Source organism: Thalassotalea hakodatensis, assembly GCF_030295995.1.
GTDB lineage: Bacteria > Pseudomonadota > Gammaproteobacteria > Enterobacterales > Alteromonadaceae > Thalassotalea_C > Thalassotalea_C hakodatensis.
Genome location: NZ_AP027365.1, coordinates 3831990 through 3851994, shown reverse-complemented (window position 1 = coordinate 3851994; position 20005 = coordinate 3831990). Strand labels below are relative to the sequence as shown.

14 protein-coding genes are annotated in these 20005 nt (G+C 39.0%); 11 read left to right on the top strand and 3 right to left on the bottom strand.

Features of this window, described 5'->3' with window-relative positions; genetic code table 11:
• Window positions 1-213: 213 nt before the first annotated feature.
• From QUE72_RS17030 to QUE72_RS17020, 3 genes are read left to right on the top strand one after another with little or no spacing between them, the layout of a single operon-like run.
• Complete coding sequence (locus tag QUE72_RS17030) at window positions 214-2004, top strand: assimilatory sulfite reductase (NADPH) flavoprotein subunit (RefSeq protein WP_286270327.1); 1791 nt, start codon at window positions 214-216, stop codon at window positions 2002-2004.
• Window positions 2004-3740 (top strand): assimilatory sulfite reductase (NADPH) hemoprotein subunit, encoded by a 1737-nt coding sequence (cysI, locus tag QUE72_RS17025; protein WP_286270326.1) that lies wholly within the window; start codon window positions 2004-2006, stop codon window positions 3738-3740. The genes QUE72_RS17030 and cysI overlap by 1 nt, the downstream gene beginning before the upstream one ends.
• Window positions 3730-4491, top strand: a complete 762-nt coding sequence (locus QUE72_RS17020) for a phosphoadenylyl-sulfate reductase (RefSeq protein ID WP_074496372.1) — start codon at window positions 3730-3732, stop codon at window positions 4489-4491. The genes cysI and QUE72_RS17020 overlap by 11 nt, the downstream gene beginning before the upstream one ends.
• Before the next feature lie 66 nt (window positions 4492-4557).
• On the opposite strand, the gene QUE72_RS17015 is transcribed toward QUE72_RS17020, so the two are convergent.
• On the bottom strand, window positions 4558-5457 hold the full coding sequence (locus QUE72_RS17015) for a TIGR03899 family protein (RefSeq protein ID WP_074496373.1): 900 nt from the start codon (window positions 5455-5457) through the stop codon (window positions 4558-4560).
• A 339-nt stretch (window positions 5458-5796) separates the two neighbouring features.
• On the opposite strand from QUE72_RS17015, the gene QUE72_RS17010 reads away from it, so the two are divergent.
• The gene (locus QUE72_RS17010; protein WP_286270324.1) at window positions 5797-8019 is read left to right on the top strand and encodes a bifunctional diguanylate cyclase/phosphodiesterase; all 2223 of its coding nucleotides are present in this window, start codon (window positions 5797-5799) and stop codon (window positions 8017-8019) included.
• 128 nt (window positions 8020-8147) lie between these two features.
• On the opposite strand, the gene QUE72_RS17005 is transcribed toward QUE72_RS17010, so the two are convergent.
• On the bottom strand, window positions 8148-9326 hold the full coding sequence (locus QUE72_RS17005) for an MFS transporter (RefSeq protein WP_286270323.1): 1179 nt from the start codon (window positions 9324-9326) through the stop codon (window positions 8148-8150).
• A gap of 184 nt (window positions 9327-9510) precedes the next feature.
• Here QUE72_RS17005 and QUE72_RS17000 point away from each other — a divergent pair, with 184 nt between their 5' ends.
• The 7 genes from QUE72_RS17000 to fadA all read left to right on the top strand — a co-directional run bounded on the left by QUE72_RS17000 (window position 9511) and on the right by fadA (window position 18226).
• Window positions 9511-10191 (top strand): ABC transporter ATP-binding protein, encoded by a 681-nt coding sequence (locus tag QUE72_RS17000; protein ID WP_286270322.1) that lies wholly within the window; start codon window positions 9511-9513, stop codon window positions 10189-10191.
• Complete coding sequence (locus tag QUE72_RS16995) at window positions 10179-11129, top strand: HlyD family secretion protein (RefSeq protein WP_286270320.1); 951 nt, start codon at window positions 10179-10181, stop codon at window positions 11127-11129. Before QUE72_RS17000 ends, QUE72_RS16995 begins: the two co-directional genes overlap by 13 nt.
• Window positions 11126-12136, top strand: coding sequence for an HlyD family secretion protein (locus QUE72_RS16990; RefSeq protein ID WP_286270319.1), 1011 nt, complete (start codon window positions 11126-11128; stop codon window positions 12134-12136). The genes QUE72_RS16995 and QUE72_RS16990 overlap by 4 nt, the downstream gene beginning before the upstream one ends.
• Window positions 12136-13323: an efflux RND transporter periplasmic adaptor subunit gene (locus QUE72_RS16985; protein WP_286270317.1), complete on the top strand. Its 1188-nt coding sequence runs from the start codon at window positions 12136-12138 to the stop codon at window positions 13321-13323. The genes QUE72_RS16990 and QUE72_RS16985 overlap by 1 nt, the downstream gene beginning before the upstream one ends.
• On the top strand, window positions 13323-14558 hold the full coding sequence (locus QUE72_RS16980) for an ABC transporter permease (RefSeq protein ID WP_074496380.1): 1236 nt from the start codon (window positions 13323-13325) through the stop codon (window positions 14556-14558). The genes QUE72_RS16985 and QUE72_RS16980 overlap by 1 nt, the downstream gene beginning before the upstream one ends.
• 332 nt (window positions 14559-14890) lie before the next feature.
• Complete coding sequence (fadB, locus tag QUE72_RS16975; protein ID WP_286270316.1) at window positions 14891-17050, top strand: fatty acid oxidation complex subunit alpha FadB; 2160 nt, start codon at window positions 14891-14893, stop codon at window positions 17048-17050.
• A gap of 9 nt (window positions 17051-17059) precedes the next feature.
• Window positions 17060-18226 (top strand): acetyl-CoA C-acyltransferase FadA, encoded by a 1167-nt coding sequence (gene fadA, locus QUE72_RS16970; RefSeq protein WP_074496382.1) that lies wholly within the window; start codon window positions 17060-17062, stop codon window positions 18224-18226.
• Between the two features lie 473 nt (window positions 18227-18699).
• Here fadA and QUE72_RS16965 read toward each other — a convergent pair whose 3' ends face one another.
• Window positions 18700-19599, bottom strand: a complete 900-nt coding sequence (locus QUE72_RS16965; RefSeq protein WP_286270314.1) for a TlpA family protein disulfide reductase — start codon at window positions 19597-19599, stop codon at window positions 18700-18702.
• Between the last annotated feature and the right edge of the window lie 406 nt (window positions 19600-20005).

The window sequence follows — 20005 nt, the reverse complement described above, 5'->3', positions numbered from 1 at the left end:
ACACGAATGTTTATACGAGGTTTATAATTGAATGTTGATAACACCACAAAGCAATTGACTAAACCCGTAAATAGATTCACCAATAGTACTTGATAGTACTGAAAAAAAGCTTATTATGCTTTTTTGGAATAAAAAAGCCGTTTCTATTCTTTTTAATTTGTAAGTTCTCAGTCTATTCTTCTCCCATATTAGAAATGGGCGAGTTGACGATAAATGTCTGAGCAAAATTTAAATCAAACCATGCTAAATCAAGAGCAATTAACCACGCTTAAAGAAACGGTTGGTGGCTTTTCTCCGCTGCAGTTAGCTTGGGCAAGCGGTTATTTAGCTGCAAAAAGTGAAGGTTCATCGGTTGCGGTATTACCTACGGCAAGTGCACCTCAAGCCTCAGCTACCTTAACTATTCTTTATGGTTCGCAAACAGGCAATGCTAAAGGTGTTGCTAAAAGTTTAGCTGAACAAGCGCAAGCTCAAGGGTTAACCGTTGACTGCAAAAGCATGGGCGAGTTTAAGCCGAAAAGCATTAAAAATGTTACACATTTATTGATTGTTGCTAGTACCAATGGTGAAGGCGAGCCGCCAGATGATGCTATTGGTTTTCACGAATTTTTATCGTCAAAAAAAGCACCGAAATTAGATCATTTACATTACAGCGTGCTTGCGTTGGGTGACTCTAGTTATGAATATTTCTGTAAAACGGGTAAAGACTTTGACGAATACTTAGCAAATCTAGGCGCGAAAAAAATTGCTCCTCGTTTAGATTGCGATGTTGATTATGACGACGATGCACAGGCATGGTCAGAAGATATTTTGTCGAAATCTCAGGACTTATTGGGTGCCAATGTTACAACTACGAATGTTGTGGCTATGCCAACAGCAGGCGCAACGAGTCAATATACTAAGCAGAACCCGTACACTGCTGAATTAGCGCTTAGCCAAAAAATAACGGGTCGAGATTCAAATAAAGATGTTCGACATATTGAAGTTGATTTAGGCGAGTCAGGGATCACCTATCAAGCGGGTGACGCCTTAGGGGTTTGGTTTGAAAATGATCTTGAATTAGTCAATGAACTCATCGCGGCGTTGTCTTTATCTGCCGACGATACCATTACGGTAAACAAAGAAGCGTATCGCTTACAAGATGCCTTAGTCTCTAAACTAGAAATAACCCAAACAGCACCGGCATTTATAGAATTTTGGGCAAGCGTTTCCAATGATGAAACATTAACTAAACTGGCGAGTGATAAAAACACAGCACGTGAATACGCGGCAAATCATCAAATTGTAGATATTGTAAAAGCCGCGCCAGCTACGGTTGAAGCACAAGTGTTTGTTGATGCTTTACGTAAAATTACACCGCGTTTGTATTCTATTGCATCGAGCCCGTCGGAAGTTGATGAAGAAGTACATTTAACGGTTGGTTTAGTGGAATATCAGCACGCCGATCATACACGGTCTGGTGGTGCTTCAAGCTTTTTAGGTAAGCGTTTAGCTGAAGGCGGTGAAGTCAAAGTATTCATCGAACATAACGATAACTTCCGTTTACCACAAGACAGTAATACCCCAGTGATTATGATTGGTCCTGGTACTGGTATCGCTCCTTTCCGTGCTTTTTTACAAGAGCGTGATGCAGCAGAAGCAGAAGGTGATAATTGGCTGTTTTTTGGTGATCAAACCTTTACGCAAGACTTTCTGTATCAACTTGAATGGCAGGGTTATTTAAAGTCTGGTTTATTAACACGCCTTGATCTTGCATTTTCTCGAGATCAAGCTGAAAAAATTTATGTACAAGATCGTTTGCGTGAGCACGCGGCCGATGTTTATGCATGGTTAGAGCGTGGCGCACATTTGTATGTGTGTGGTGATATGAGCAGAATGGCAAAAGATGTTGAAACCGCACTTATCGATATTATCGCTGAACAAGGTAATAAAACGGCAGAACAAGCCGAGCAATATTTAAAAGATTTACGCAATGATAAGCGTTATCAGAAGGATGTTTACTAATGACAGATGTAACCCAAGAAAACGGCCCTTTAATTGTCGAAGGAACACTCGCTGATAATGAAAGATTGAAGCGCGAAAGTAATTTTTTACGCGGTACAATCAAAGAAGATTTATCTGACGCCGTCACCGGTGGCTTTAATGGGGATAATTTCCAATTAATACGTTTTCACGGCATGTATCAACAAGACGATCGTGACATTCGTGCCGAAAGAACCAAGCAAAAATTAGAACCGTTACATAATGTGATGCTACGTGCGCGTATGCCGGGTGGTATTATTACGCCAACGCAATGGTTAGCGATTGATAAATTTGCTGAAGAAAAGACCATGTATGGTTCTATTCGGTTAACAACGCGTCAAACGTTTCAATTTCATGGAGTATTAAAACCTAATATTAAAGTAATGCATCAAACGTTAAACAGTATTGGTATTGATGCAATTGCAACTGCAGGTGATGTTAATCGAAACGTATTATGTACTACAAACCCAGTTGAATCAGAGCTTCATCAAGAAGCCTATGAGTGGGCTAAGAAGATTAGTGAGCACTTGCTTCCTAAAACACGTGCGTATGCCGAAATTTGGTTGGATGGTGAAAAGCTTGAAGGTGAAAAAGGTGAAAATACCGAAGAACCTATTCTAGGCAGTAATTATTTACCACGTAAATTTAAAACAACGGTTGTTATTCCACCGCAAAACGATGTGGATGTACACGCCAATGACTTAAACTTTGTTGCCATTGCTGACCAAGGTAAGCTTATCGGTTTTAACGTGTTAGTGGGTGGCGGGTTAGCCATGACACATGGCGACAAATCAACATATCCTAGAAAGGCCGATGATTTTGGCTTTGTGCCATTAGCTAATACTTTAGATGTTGCTGCAGCTGTTGTTACCACGCAACGTGACTGGGGCAACCGCGTAAATCGTAAAAATGCGAAAACGAAATACACATTAGACCGAGTAGGTATTGATACGTTTAAAACCGAAGTTGAGCGAAGAGCCGGTGTAGTATTCGAACAAAGTCGTCCTTATGAATTTACCGAACGTGGTGATCGCTTAGGTTGGGTTGCTGGAATTGACGGTAAACACCATTTAGCGCTGTTTATTGAAAGTGGCCGCTTATTGGATTACCCAGGAAAACCGTTAAAAACAGGCGTTGCTGAAATTGCGAAAATACATAAAGGTGATTTTCGCATGACCGCGAACCAAAACTTAATTATCGCTGGCGTTGCAGAACAAGATAAAGCATTAATTGAAAAAATTGCCCGTGAACATGGTTTGTTAGACGATAAAGTATCGAACCAACGAAAAAACTCTATGGCGTGTGTAGCATTTCCAACGTGTCCATTAGCCATGGCAGAAGCAGAACGTTATTTACCAGGCCTAATTGATGATGTTGATGCCTTACTTACTAAACACGGCGTACCTGATGAACATATTATTTTACGTGTTACGGGTTGTCCAAATGGTTGTGGTCGTGCCATGTTAGCGGAGCTTGGTTTAGTAGGCAAAGGGCCAGGCAAGTATAATATGCATCTAGGCGGCAATATCGCAGGTACGCGGGTTCCTAAAATGTACAAGGAAAACCTAGACGAACAAGATATTCTGACAGAAATAGATTCACTGGTAGCCCGATGGGTTGAAGAACGTGAGCAAAGTGAAGCATTTGGTGACTTTGTTATTCGTGTTGGTATTGTGCAAGAAGTGAAAGTCAGTAAGCGAGACTTTTATGACCAATAATACACAAACTGCCGCTTCTACAGTGATCAGTAATAAATTTCCAGCGTCATTACCTGAACCATGGTTAATACAATGGAATGAATTACTTGAAAAGCAAAGTGCTACTGGTCGTGTAGAGTGGGCGTTAGAAAACTTACCTGGTCAGTTTGTACTCTCCTCAAGCTTTGGTATTCAGTCTGCCGTTATGCTACATATGATGACGCAGGTTGACCCGAATATACCGGTGATATTAACCGATACAGGACATTTGTTTCCGGAAACATATCAATTTATAGATACGCTTGCAGAAAAATTAAAGCTGAATCTTCATGTATATAGTGCTAAAGAAAGTGCTGCTTGGCAGCTAGCTAAGTACGGTGAAGAATGGGCGAAAGATGAACAAGCATTAAAAGCATATAACCGACGAAATAAGGTTGAACCATTAGAGCGCGGTTTAACTGAGCATTCAGCAGGTACGTGGTTTTCTGGCATACGTCGTCAGCAATCAGATCATCGAGAAGGTTTGTCTGTTGTAAGTATTTTACGTGGGCGTTTTAAGGTACACCCGATTATTGATTGGCATAACAAAGATGTGCATCAATACTTAACGAAACATGGTTTACCGTATCATCCATTATGGGATCAAGGTTATGTGAGTGTTGGTGATACACACTCAACGCGGCCATTAACATTGGGTATGAATGAAAGTGATGTTCGTTTTTCAGGTATGCAAAGAGAATGTGGTTTGCATACAGATGGAGATGGCATTTAGCCGTTTTTGTCATCAAGCTAAACGTATTTGATAAAGCCTTTAAGCGTAACGCTTGAAGGCTTTTTCTTATTGTAAAGCAAATATATTCGAAAACTCTTCTTTGATATAAGCGCGATATTTATTGTCTGGCTTATTAGCAATTAATTGCGCAAGCTCTGTTCCAATAGGCGTGAATTTATAGAAGGATAACAACGCGTTGTTCTTTTTAGGCGTTAAATTGAAAGGTTCGCCATTGTAATCAAAACTTAGCGTATCTCCTTTTTTTAGCGGGGTTGTTTCTGTTTCTTGAATAAAGATTAAATGGTTATCTGCTAAGGTAAGTAGCTCAGCATAAGATAAGCCGAAAGCTGAAAGGTTTATAGGATAATAACGATTACCAGTAAAAAAATTAATAATGCCTGGTGTTTGAGAAGCGCCTGAAATAAGACGCATATTTTTACGATGGTTGTCGCTTACCGCTAAGCTACAGGCTTTCGCTAGTAATTTAGCTTCGTGTATGCTCATCGTGCGAAACGTTTGTAATGATTTCAAAGAAAAGCTACCTGGCGCAGATATTTCACCTGCTAAAATTTTGGCCCATAAATCTTGCATGGTTTTATTGCTAATATGTTCTGCTAATTCAATAAAGCTGGCAAACCAGTCTTGATCAACTCGGTCTGTTACTTTATCTCCTGCGCAATAGGTAACGGCACGTTGAATAATACTTTCCATGTTTTGTTGTTTACGCAATACAGCCGTGCGTTCTCTTCTTTTACACCTATCTTCTAATGGCATTTGTTTTTCAATGGGTAGCAAAGACCCGTCAATAACAAATTGCTTTGCTAAGCCAAGCAACTGCATTTGTGAAGAGAGTTGGTTAGTGTGCTTGTTATGCTGTTGGTTTGGTTCAGATGTGGTAACAATATCGGCGGTATTTTCAGCCTCAACAACTACTGTTTCAGTAGAGGGTGTTTTTGTAACTTTCATCTTTGTTACCTCATTTACGCAAAGAGCGATTGACAAAACTGATAAAACTGCCGTTAATAATAGAAGAAATATATTTTATCTTGGCAAAAGTTCGTGTAAAACCTTGATTAGTATTACTGGCACGCAGAAAAATGTCTATGGCTAATTTTAAACCGACATTAAACACCTGTTTAACAGTGTATTAACATCTTGGGAAATGTTGATAATTATCCAATTGTTTTATTGAATAATCTGTCACTCACTTTTATTATGTAAAAGATAGTAAATAAAATTACAATAATGTACTAGTGAACATCGCTAGGTTTTCAGTGAGCAGGTTGCCACTGATTAGAGGGAAATATGCAGGCTTCCGAAGAAACTAACGACGATTTTTTGTTTATCGATGATAGTGATGAAGATGAGATTGTAGAAGACGCAGGTATAGATACTTGGAAAGTCTTAATTGTAGATGATGACCCTGAGATACATTCAGTAACACAGCTTGCATTATCAGATCTTATCGTACTAGGTAAACGTTTAGAGTACATACACGCGTACTCTGGTAGGGATGCTTGCCATTTAATAGAACAACACGATGATATTGTTCTGGTGCTACTAGATGTCGTTATGGAAACTGACGATGCGGGTTTAAGCGTAGTAAAACATATTCGTGAATCGTTAGCACGACAAGATATTCGCATAGTACTACGCACCGGACAGCCAGGATACGCCCCAGAAGAAAGTGTCATTAAAGATTATGACATTAACGATTATAAAACAAAAACAGAGCTGACTCGTCGAAAACTTGTTACTACAGTTTATGCCGCTATTCGTTCTTATCAACAAATCGATACCGTTACTCAGAATCGTCAAGGATTAGAAAAAATTGTGGGGGCTGCGGCTGAGTTACTTGAACTGCATTCTGTTTATGACTACGCCGACGGTGTGTTAGAACAATTACTGCCATTGATTGATAGCAAGTCAAGCCTGTTTTGTGCACGAGGTCAGGGTATTGTAGAAGGTGCAGATGATCTCAGTCTCTATGTATTAGGCAAGTCAGGCGGTTCTCCCATTGAGAAGAACCAGAAAATCGAGTCAATAGTCAATCCTGATATTCAGCAAGCGATTAAAAATTGCTTTCAACAAAAACAACATCAATTTAGCGATAGTCATGCCTGCTTATACCTCACAAGTGGTGGCTACCGAGCAGTAATATTTCTTGAGCTAGCGGGCGAATTATCAGACATTGATAAACAGCTGGCAGAGGTATATTTAACCAATATATCTATCGGTTATGAAAACGTTCATTTATTTCAAAAATTACGAAATGCGGCGTATAAAGATTGGCTAACTGAGCTTCCGAATCGATTAGAATTTGTCAATTTACTTGACGACTTTGCTCAAAGCCAAGATAGTGGATTAGTTGCAGGACTTATTGATATTAACCATTTTAGTGATATCAATGATGGCTTAGGGCAAGATTTGGGCAATCAGTTGTTAATGTCGGTTACCACCCGAATGAAAGCATTTGGTGGGCCATGTCAATTTGCACGTATAGGGGCAGATGTCTTTGGTATTATTGGGCCTAAAAATATTGTCAACCCTGATGAATTAAGCAGAATGTTTGACCAGCCATTTTCTGCTGGTGAACAACATCTACCAATAAGTGCTACGTTTGGTTTCTGCGAGAAAGAAGACGCAGGCCCTCGAGGAGTAAAAGTATTAAACCAAATTAATATTGCCTTGAATTTAGCGAAAAAGAATAACCAACAGCATTTTGCTTATTATAAACAAGCGATGGAAGATAAAACGCTTTGGCGTCTTGGTATGATCCGCCAATTAAGAACAGATTTTGCTGATAACCGTTTAGAGCTTTGGTATCAACCACAATTAAATTTATCAACAGGCAAAGTTACTGGTGCAGAAGCGTTGTTAAGATGGCGAACAGCTGACGGCAACTTTATTTCACCAGCAGAATTTATTCCTCTTGCTGAATATTCAGGGTTAATTATTGAAATTGGCGATTGGGTGATCAATCAAGCATGCCAGCAAATAAAGATTCTGGAACAACATTCTTATGATCAAGTCGGTATTTCCGTTAATGTTTCTATTCCGCAATTTAAACGCGTAGATTTTGTGGCGCGCATTATTGCTGCGATCAATAAACACCAAGTACACCCTAGAAAATTAGAATTAGAAATTACAGAAAACATCTTAATGGATGAACCTCAAGTTGTGGTTGAGGCGTTAAAAGAATTAAAAGCCGAAGGCATTAGCATTGCGCTTGATGATTTTGGCACAGGTTATTCATCGCTTAGTTACTTAAAGCAATTGCCGCTTGACCGTTTAAAAGTCGATCGCTCTTTTGTCAATGATATTACTAAACCTGGTGAATCTATTATTGCTGACACCATCATTAATTTAGGTAAGCAATTAGACTTAAAAGTGATCGCCGAAGGGATAGAGGATATCGACCAAGAAATGCACCTGAAAGCGCAGAATTGCGATGAAGTGCAGGGGTTTTATTATGCCAAACCGATGCCAGCTGATGATTTTTTAATGTTTTTAGAGAATAATAAATAGTTTTATACAGGCGAAAATAAACGGATACTTTATAAAGTAATTGGTATCAATGTTTAGTGTGTCGATGAATATTATAAAGTTGTAGTGGTATCTAAATCACTACAACTTTTTTCATTTTAATGGGGGATTTATTGCGCTTCTTGCCATTTTAATTCAATACCTTGGCGAGGATGACTTGGAATTAAATGTGACAACACTAAAGAGCAAAAAGCAAAGCCTGCTCCAATGTAGAAAACCCATGAAGAGTTTACTATCCACACTAAACCAAGTAACGCTGGTATAACAACAGCGGCAATATGATTAATGGAAAAGCTTACGCCAGCACTGGCGGCGATATCTTCTGGGGCCGCTATTTTTTGGAAGTAGGTTTTTATCGCGATTGCTAAAGCAAAAAACAGGTGATCTACCACATAAAGTACTGCTGCAAAAGTGGAGTTTTCAACTAGCCCATAAGCAATAAAAAGTGTGACTAAACCACAGTATTCAAATTTTAGTACGCGTCGTTCGCCAATAATACCGATTAACTTGCCTATTTTTGCAGCAAATAACCAGTTGAATACATAGTTAATGAGGAATAATGCACTAATATCGGCAACACTATAACCAAACTTTTCAACCATCAAGAAACCGGCAAATACCACAAATATTTGTCGTCTAGCACCACTGAAAAAGGTTAAGGCATAAAATAGCCAGTAACGCTTACGTAAGATCAGCCTTTTATTTTGCTCAACATGGAGTGGAAATTGTTTAAAGGCAACGGCTAAATAACAGGTTAATAACAATGCAATTCCACCGAATAACGTATAGGTTGCTTTATAGCTCCAAGAAAAATGTTCCATCAGTAGCCAAATGCTGCTAAAAGCTAATAACGATGCTGCCGATTTTGCCGATAACATTTTACCCATAAAATGCGGTGTGTTTTCCTTTTTTATCAACTGCAAAGTAAGCGACTGATTAATGGTTTCGAAATAGTGAAAGCCAATCGACATAATCACAGTAGTAATGTATAAGCCCATTGCTGTGGGGAAATAGCCCGTAATGGCAACACCAAAAGCCGTTAGGCCTAAAGCAATGATGGCAAAAGTTTGTTCCTTTAAAAATATCAGCACATAAATTGCTGTAAAAGCGAGAAAACCAGGTATTTCACGTAAGCTTTGCAAGATGCCAATTTCTTTCCCGGTAAAAGCCGCTTTTTCAATCACAAAGTTATTTAGCAAAGCCATCCAAACGGAAAATACTAAAGGCATAATAAAAGCCATAGCCAAAAGCAAATACTCTGGACGATTATATTTAGCGGGTAACTGCATGAGGGTTCCAAATTTGGTGAGCTAGTGACTCAAAGCGTTATTTTAACGGTTACGGCGATAAAAACGCACATTTTTATTGGTTATTAATTTTACATTCTGTAACAATTGGTGTCTATTGATAAAAGCTATTATGTTTTTTTCTCGGTATATTTAAAAGTAATATATAACAGTAAGATAGGACGCTATGATTACGCTAAATAATGTTTCTCGCGTGTATGGGCATGATGCCTCAGAAGTTATCGCGTTAGATAATGTTTCTTTATCAATTAATGATAACGAATTTGTAGCTGTAATGGGGCAGTCAGGCTCCGGTAAGTCAAGTTTAATGAATATACTTGGTGCGTTAGATACACCAACGTCGGGTGAATATTTATTATCCGGACAGAGTATTCAACAAATGGATGATGAGTCGTTATCGCAAATTCGCAATCGAAAAATAGGTTTCATTTTTCAAACGTTTCATTTGTTACCGCGATTAACCGCCTTAGAGAATGTCACTGTGCCTTTAAGGTATTCACAATATACCGCTGAACAAGCGGTTGCGAAAGGTGAAGCCATGCTAGCGAAAGTGGGCTTAACTGATAGAGCACATCATAAACCTTTTGAAATGTCAGGTGGCCAACGCCAACGTGTTGCTATTGCGCGTGCTTTAGTTAATGAACCACAAGTGATTTTTGCTGATGAGCCTACCGGAAATTTAGACAGCAAAACATCGTATGAAATTATGGATTTGTTAGTGTCTTTGCATCAATTAGGGCAAACCATCGTGTTAGTGACTCATGAAGAAGATATTGCTGAATATGCACAACGCGTGATCAGAATGCGCGACGGTAAAATTATAGAGGATACATCATGCGTTGCTTAATCTTGTTTTTAACACTAATGGCGTCACATGTAATAGCACAAGAAAGTATGTTGCTTTCGGGTCGGGTTAAAGCAAATGAAAGCCAAGTGTTCTATTCACCGAAAACGGATAATTGGCGAAGTCAAGTACAATGGATGTTGCCAGAGGGAGAGGTAGCCAAAGAAGGCGATGTGGTAGTGGTGTTCGATAGTGGCTCAATACTCAGCAACATTGAACAAGCCGAAACAAATTTAATTGTCGCAGAAGATGAATTACATCGTGTTACTTCAGAGGCCACTCAAAATCTTTTGGAGGCACAGCATCAAGTGAAGCGTACAGCCTTGTTGTTAGAAAAAGCGAAAATTGATGCAAGTGTTGGTAAACAGTTCATTAGCCAATTCGATTATGAAAAAAATCAGCTTGATTATGAAAAGGCGCTCATCGCTCATGCCAAAGCAAAAGATAATTTAGTGCAAGTCAACATCACCAATGAAGTGAATGTCACCAAGAAAAAACTCACCATTGAAAAACATCAACGTTCGTTATCTTACAATCAATACAAGCTTAAACAAATGAGCCTTAATGCGGAACGTGAAGGGCCTGTTATTTATGGTTCTCATCCGTGGAATGGTGAAAAAGTATTTGTTGGCATGACAGCTCAGCCTTCTTGGAAAATAGCTGAAATTCCGTCCTCAAAAGGGATGTTTATTGAGGCGTGGTTGCACGAAGTTGACTATAAAAAAGTATCAAAAGGTAGCACTGGTAAGCTAATATTTGATGCTTACCCTCAGCATCAATTTACAACGTCGTTATTAAATATTTCTACACAGCCAGAGGTGCGCAAAGAGTGGGGTGAAGATGTTTATTATCGCCTTAAGTTTGAATTAGCGGAAAAACCGAAGTTTATATTATTGCCTGGCATGAGTGTGCAAATAGCGCTTGCAGGAGAAAAATCGTGAAATATATATTTTTAATCGCCTGCTGTTTCACTTTAATGTCATGTAGTGAAGTTAAAAGCGTATCAAAAGTTCAGTCTGAAAAAATGGCTATCATCACCGCAAGTGGCGAGCTTGAATCTAAAACATCAGCATTAATTGCACCGCCCTCTGTTGGTCATATGTGGCAATATCAAATTAAAACACTTGTGCCAGACAACAGTAAAGTCAACGCTGGTCAATTACTGGTTGCCTTTGATGATAAAAAGACCTCAGATCGTTTGAGAGATGAACAAGCTAAATTGCAACAAGCAAAAAAAGAGTTGGAAAATAAACAAAATAGAGAACAAGAAAAAGAACAAGAGTTAATCCTTGCCTTGGCCGAAAAACAAATGGAATTTGATAAGTCACAACGGCGAATTAACATTGTTGATAATAGTCAATCAGATAACGACAGAAGAAAAGCAAAGATAGATTTTACCATTGCTGAAAGTGATTTAGTGATGGCCAATAAACGCTTGGCGTTCCATCGTAAAAACTCAGTGATGAATTTAAAACGCCTTACCGGAAAAGTTAACCGTATTACCTCAAAGGTGAATGCCTTATTAGCTGATAAGGAAAAATTGAAAGTGAAAGCGCCAATCGATGGCATGGTGATATATCGCGCTAATTGGCAAGGTGAAAAGCCAGCGGTTGGTGAAAATATACAATTTGGCCAACCGATTATTGAACTTGCAGTACTTGAAGAGATGCAAGTACTTGCACAAATTACTGAACCAGACAGCGGCAAAGTGAGTGAAGGACAAACAGTTAAAATACTTTTAGATAGTGCCAATGAAGTGACCTATGAAGGCAAAATAGCAGAAATGGGGCGTGTATTTCGTGATAAGTCTCACCAAGATAAAACCCGGGTAATCGACGCGGTGATTTCACTCGATGATATCAACTTGAAAGTGATGCGCCCGGGCATGAGTGCACGTATTGAAGTACTGCCTACAACAAGTAAAGCAAGAAAGGCAGGAGACGAATAATGAAGAAAATAATACTGCTAATTACGTTTATTTCTGTGCTTTTAGGTTGTAGTGAACAAACGGCTAAACCATTACTTTACACCGTTCAACACGATAATTTCTCTATTCAAATTCCAGCAAGAGGTGAGCTTTTCGCCGCTAAAGCGACGGTTATTAGTACACCGATATCACGCAGTGGTTCTCAGGTACTTTCTTGGTTAGCTCCGGAGTATGCGTTTGTTAAACAAGGTGAAATCATTGCCAAATTTGATGGTGAGGTGATGGTTAAAAGTAAAGAAGCTAAGCTTAATGAACTCAACATGACGTTACAAGATATACAAGATAAATCCGGCCAGCTTAATAAAGAGTTAACGAGCATTAATAAAGATATCACGTTAGTGGGAGAAGAGAAGACTTTTGCCGATAAATTCGCCATTGAAGATGAGCGTATTTTGTCAAAACTTGAGATATTAGAATCAATGCAAGACAGCCAATATTTAGGCACTAAACAAGAGTACCTTGAATGGAAGGAAGGCAACTTTAGCGAAAGTTCATCGGGTGAAATGAGCTTGTTAGAAATGAAAAAAAATCAGCATCAAACTAATTTAAATATGTTGGAAGACAGCCTTTCGAAGCTTGAGATTAAAGCACCGCATGACGGTATGATTGTTTATCAAAGTAATTGGCGAGGCGAAAAATCTCGACCAGGACAGATGTACTGGCCAGGTCAAAAAATTGCAGAATTACCTGATATTCAAGAAATGAAGGTAAAATTATTTGTGGCAGAAAAAGAAGCGATTGATTTAACCAAAGATGCGCCTGTTTCTTTTTTATTAAACGCAGATGTAAGTAAACGTTTTAATGGTAAAGTAGAAAGTATTTCGGCGTATCCTAGCTCTATTGAAAGAGGCGATCCGCAAAAGTATTTTGAAGTAATTGTAGTGCTTTCTGAACAGCAACCTTCATTATTTGTACCGGGTAGAAAAGTAACAGCCACCATCATGATTCAACCACCGAAAGAGAAGCTAGTGGTACCGCTGCAAGCGGTTTTCTCACAAAACAATGAGCAATTTGTTTGGCTATATACACAAGGAAAGTTTGAAAAAACGCCGGTTAAACTTGGACAAACAAGTTTAAGCCATGCAGTGATTGAACAAGGTCTTAAGCCGGGACAAGAAATATCGCTTGTTGAAAGAGGAGTAAGTTAATGAAATACGTTGCGATGTTTTATGACACGCTAGCAGAGCTCGCACAGCATAAGCTACGTACGCTTTTAACGCTTCTGGGTATGGTTTTTGGTGTTGGTGCCGTTATTGCTATGTTAAATATTGGCGAAGGTGCTGAGCGAGAAGCAATGAAAATGATTGAAACTATGGGGCTAAGAAACCTAATCGTAGACAGTAAATCATTTGAAGAACAGGAATTAAAAGAGCAACGCAAGCATTCATCTGGACTCACTATTCGTGATGGTGAAATTGCGCTAGCATCTTTACCCTTTATCGAAGCATTCAGTGCACAAAAGGTCATTGACACATATACGATATTTAGCGCGCAAGGACAATCTAAAACAGAAGCCGTGGGTGTAAGCCCAAGTTACTTTGAGCTTTCTAGTTTAACGGTTGCTGATGGACGGCTCTTAACTAAGCAAGATCACATCGAATATAAGCAAGTGGTTGTGTTAGGTAGTAACGCAGCAAAGCAATTGTTTCCACAAAATGATGCCGTAGGCCAAAACGTTAAAATTAATCACTTATGGTTTAAAGTTGTTGGCGTAATATACAATCCAATGTTAAAAAAGTCAGAGTTTCAAGGCGTTAAATTAGGTAACGAACAAGACCAATTATTTATTCCGTTAAACACTGCGATTTATAAGTTTAAGCGTAAAACGCTCTCTAGCGAACTCTCTAGTATAAAGTTTAAATTAGTAGAAGATGTTGATCCGACACTTGCTGCTGCTTCAATCGAGCATTTATTGACTAGGCGCCATAATGACGTTGATGATTTTGAAATGACGGTGCCAGCACAGTTACTAGCACAACAGAAACAAACCCAGCAAATTTTCAATATTGTTATGTCATGTGTTGCGGGAATTTCATTGCTCGTTGGGGGAATTGGAATTATGAATATTATGCTTGCAACAGTGCTAGAGCGCACCAAAGAAATTGGTCTATTACGCGCTGTTGGTGCAACACAAAAAGACATTCAAATGCAGTTCATGGCTGAAAGCTTTACTATCTCTATTTTAGGAGGCTTGATAGGCGTTGTTTTTGGTATTTTACTCTCTGAGGCGATCGCGCTTTATTCTGACTGGGCAGTTTCTTGGTCATTAACGGCCATTATCCTTTCTTTTTCTATTTGTGCGTTAGTGGGATTAACGTTTGGTGTGTACCCTGCCATTAAAGCCTCGCAACTAGATCCTATCGATGCGTTACAAAGTGACTAATTGTATAACGTAGATGCATCGTAAGTAGGTTGATGTTTATTCAGCCTACTTCACTTCTTAGTGTCAGAGCTTACTTGATGCACAGTGGCTAATTATCAACTTCCCAATGCTTCATCAGCACATATGAAGCATTGGGAAGTGGTGTTTAATTCACAGTGAAACGCATAATTTAAACGCTTGTTTAAAAAATTTGCTTTTCATTTTCTTTCAAGGCACACTCATTCGACTATTATTAGAATACGCACGTTAACAACGTGCTGAACGTTGGCGTATGTTTATACAGTACGCCTTATTGTTAGCCCTTTTTATTTCAATAGGTGAGGAGACTAGGCATGTTATTTCAAGGCAAAAGCCTTTCTGCCGAACTACTGGATGCTGGAGTTGTTGAGTTTAAGTTCGACGCCGAAGGTTCAGTAAATAAGTTTGACCAGGAAACTTTTAAAGAATTCATCGCAGTCATTGAAGCGATAAAACAGTGTAAAGATGCCAAAGGGGTATTAGTGACCTCTGGTAAATCCAACTTTATTGTCGGTGCTGATATCACTGAATTTCTAGAAACATTCAAACAGCCGGTAGATGAACTTATTCCATGGATTAAAAATGGCTCTGATGTATTCGACGCTTTTGAAGATTTAGCTATGCCAACGGTTGTGGCACTTAATGGCTTTGCACTAGGCGGTGGTTGTGAAATGTCATTAGCTTGTGATTACCGTATTGCTGATACAACGGTTTCAATCGGCCTACCTGAGGTAAAATTAGGATTAATGCCTGGTTTTGGCGGTACTGTTAGGCTACCTCGTGTAATAGGTGCCGATAATGCGATTGAATGGATGTCTACGGGTAAAGCATTTAAACCTGCACAAGCATTGGCAACAGGTGTATTGGATGCCGTTGTTGAGCCAGAGCAATTACGTGTAGCAGCGCTAAGTACTTTACATGAAGCGATTGCTGGAAAACTAGATTGGCGAGCTAAACGCCAACCTAAGTTATCACCCTTGACGTTATCTGCAACAGAGAAAGTGATGACGTTCAATACCTGTAAAGGCATGGTTGCTGCAAAAGCGGGTAAACATTACCCTGCACCAATGGCGACGATCAATGTGATTGAAGCCGCAGCTGATCTTGATCGTAGTGGCGCAATGGCATTAGAAAATGAAGGCTTTGCAAAGCTTGCAAAAACCGAAGCTGCAACAGCTCAAATAGGGTTGTTTCTAGCAGATCAAGTTGTTAAAGGTAAAGCGAAAAAAGCCAGTAAAATGGCAACTAAACAAGTTGACCGTGCTGCAGTGCTTGGTGCCGGTATCATGGGTGGTGGTATAGCATATCAATCGGCGTATAAAGGTACGCCAATCGTCATGAAAGATATCAATAATGAAGCACTTGATTTAGGTTTAAGCACGGCTGCTGGCATATTAACCAAGCTAGCCGATCGAGGTCGTATTAATGCGAAAAAGCTCGCTGGCGTACTGAATAATATTACACCAACGTTAAGCTATGAGGGTGTAAAAGATGCTGATATCGTTGTGGAAGCGGTTGTTGAAAACCCTAAAGTAAAAGGCATGGTACTTGCCGAAGTGGAAGCAGCTGTTGCTGAAGATGCTATTTTAACGTCAAATACTTCAACGATTTCTATCGATTTATTAGCGCAAAGTGTTAAGCGAAAAGATAAATTTTGCGGTATGCATTTTTTCAATCCTGTACATAAAATGCCACTGGTTGAAGTGATTCGCGGTAAAGATACTTCTGACGAAACCGTTGCTGCTGTTGTTGCATACGCAGCAAAGATGGGTAAATCGCCTATTGTTGTGAATGATTGCCCTGGTTTTTATATTAACCGTGTACTTTTTCCTTATTTTGCTGGTTTTAGTCAGTTGGTACTTGAAGGTGCTGACTTTACAGCCGTTGATAAAGTGATGGAAAAACAGTTTGGTTGGCCAATGGGCCCAGCATATCTGCTCGATGTTGTTGGAATTGATACTGCTGATCATTGTACAGGCGTTATGTCTGAAGGCTTTCCTACTCGCATGGCTAAAATTGACAATGATCCCGTAAGTAAATTATACCAAGCAAATTGTTTTGGTCAGAAAAATGGCCATGGCTTCTATGATTACGGAAAAGATAAACGAGGTAAACCAACTAAGGTTGCCTCAGAGAAAGCCTATCAATTATTCGAAGTTGAACAAAAAGACTTTACCAGCGAAGAAATTATTGCACGCTTAATGGTGCCGATGGTTAATGAAGTGGTACGTTGTTTAGAAGAAGGGGTTGTAGGTTCAGCCGCTGAAGCAGATATGGGCTTAATCTACGGCTTAGGATTTCCACCGTTTAGAGGTGGCCCAATACGATATTTAGAAACATTGGGCTTAGATAATTTTATCGCGATGGCAGATAAATATGCGCATTTAGGTGAGATTTACCAAGTAACAGATGGTCTACGTAATATGGCTGCTGAAGGTAAATCATATTTTTCCACTGACGTTAAAACTGCCTAGGAGAAGAACATGAAAGAAGTCGTAATTGTTGATTGTATTCGCACACCAATGGGGCGTTCAAAAGCTGGTATTTTCCGAAATACACGTGCTGAAACATTGTCTGCACATTTGATGCAGCAGTTGTTAGTTAGAAATCCAAATTTAGATCCTAATTCGATTGAAGATATTATTTGGGGTAATGTTAAACAAACCAAAGAACAAGGCTTTAATATTGCCAGAAATGCACAATTGTTAACAGATATTCCCAAGCATGTTGGTGCTGTTACAGTAAACCGTTTATGTGGTTCTTCAATGCAAGCATTACATGATGCAGCAACGAACATTATGGCCGAACAGGGAGATGTTTATATCATTGGTGGTGTTGAGCATATGGGCCATGTACCGATGATGTATGATGTTGATTTTGATCCAGCATTAAGCAAATACATCTCACGTGCTGCGGGTAATATGGGATTGACCGCCGAATTGCTTGGTAGACAACATGGTGTTACTCGTGAGCAACAAGATGCCTTTGGCGCGCGGTCACACCAAAAAGCACATGAAGCGACTATTGAAGGTCGTTGGGCAAGTGAAATAGTTGCTACTCAAGGGCATGATTCAGTCACTGGCGCACTTACCATGATCGATCATGATGAAGTCATTCGTCCTGAAACGACCATTGAAACATTGTCAGGTTTACGTCCTGTATTTGACCCTGCTAACGGTACAGTCACCGCAGGTACTTCTTCTGCGCTTTCTGATGGTGCGTCAGCAATGTTAGTGATGTCAGCTGAAAAAGCGGCTGCGATGGGGTTAACGCCACGGGTTAAAATTAGAGGTATGGGCGTTGCGGGTTGTGATCCTTCAACCATGGGTTATGGTCCAGTTCCAGCTACAAAAAAAGCATTAAAACGTGCTGGTCTTACTATTGAAGATATTGAACTGGCTGAATTTAATGAAGCCTTTGCTGCACAAGCATTATCATGTGTGAGAGCGCTTGGCATTGAAGATAAAATGGATGACATGATCAACCTAAACGGTGGAGCGATTGCACTAGGTCACCCATTAGGATGTTCAGGCTCCCGCATTTCAACTACTTTAATCAATTTGATGGAAGGTAAAGATGCAAACATTGGCTTAGCAACGATGTGTATTGGTTTAGGTCAAGGTATAGCAACGGTGTTTGAGCGGGTGTAATACGTTTAGTGTATGCATGTGAATTACTGATTTAGACATTAGTGTTTAAAAGGCTAGCGTTTCGCTGGGCTACTGAATGAGCTTGGAGGCCACTGTTTCTTAATAGTGGCTTTTTTATATTCTTATTTTTATAAAACAATAACCTACACCAAAATCAACCTATATTTAATCTAGATTAACTTCAATATACATTACAATTAGTATTTAAATTTCAACAATATACTATAAAAACCAGTCAAATCACCTATAACCCCTTCAGTGGCGTGGGGAATTATGACGAGATAGGTCTTCTTAGACACAGAGATAACAGGCTTAAATCCGCATAAAGGTGGTCATAGGATCTCCTTCGATCATTTTACGAGAAATTCCACTTTTGACGTCAACTATTTTTCGGGAGGATTACCACATACTCAGCTTTAGCCTTAACCAAGAAAAGATACACCTGTTGAGCAGAAAGGCAAAGTAATTTCATGTTATATCGCTTGAGCTGCTAGCCACCTCTCAAGAGAAGAGTTCCCTACAAAAATTCCGAGTACTTGCTTTGTCGCGTCCAGAACAAAATACGTAGGGAAACCCTGTTGTCCTGTAGCTTCTAACAGAGCTGATTCTGCGTAGTCGTCTTCATAAGTAATGAACGAGTATTCAAGTCTACTAGTATTTAAGTGTCTCTTAAATGCGTTAAAATTGTTTGTTCCAGCTATACCTATAACTTTAATATTCTCAGAAGCATTCAATGCGTTATTCAAAGGAATTGCTTTTCTACAGAAACCACAAAATTCACTATAAAGTTGGATTATTGTGAATTTTGATGAAGAGATGATCACATCTATATTCTGTCCTTGTAATGTTAAAGCTTTAATGGGCCATACTTCTCCTAAAACTGGTTTAGGAATTCTTATGTTGGTTAAAGCATTTTCAATTCCTTGTTGTCTAGTCATGTCTTTTTTATTTCTATCAGACAACTCCTGACGATTCTCTACTGAATTAGTTTTGTAAAGCTGGATTTGAATTTTACCGTTATGGAAAGAGTTAGAGCTAAGAGAGGACATACTAATACCAGTATCATTAACAAAGCCCACTGATTCCAGTTTAGGTTCAAGAAAATGAGTATTTCCTCGCGCATCCATGACTGTAATTAAAAATTCATTAATAACTCTATTGTTATTGCCGCTAAGAGAGTAAGGTGCAGAAATAGAGCCTCTAAGCACTCCATTTTCTGCATAAAGCATTACGGGTGGATAAATTGTTAACGTTGATGAATAAGGTAACTCAGTTTCAACCTTATGCCAGAGTAACCAATCGGCAGGATTAATCTCTTTAGATATACTGAAGGTTGAGAATAGAAACAAAATTAGGCTGAATACGATTTGCATTACTTTCCTTGTAACTGCTTTATAACTTTCTAAATTAGCAATTTTGAAAACCGTAATCAACAGTAAAAGGCATGTACGCTTAAAAAGGCATCATAACATCCTGAAAATTATATGCTAACTGTAATGATTTAGCTTTTGGCTTATTTAATGTGAATAGTTAATGCACTGTTTTTATTTAACATTACTTTGGAAAAAGTAAAAAGCTACCAATAACATAATTGGTAGCTCCAAGTTCATTCAATAGCCCGGCGTTTCGCTAGCTTTTTTATAACTGGGTCTAAATAGTTAAATATCGCCCTCTATGATCACAAAATATGATCAACTTTTGCATTCCATGAAATTCGTACTGCCTCTTCTTTGTGTGATATTTAACCATAAGTTACCGTTTTTATTGATAAAATTAGTG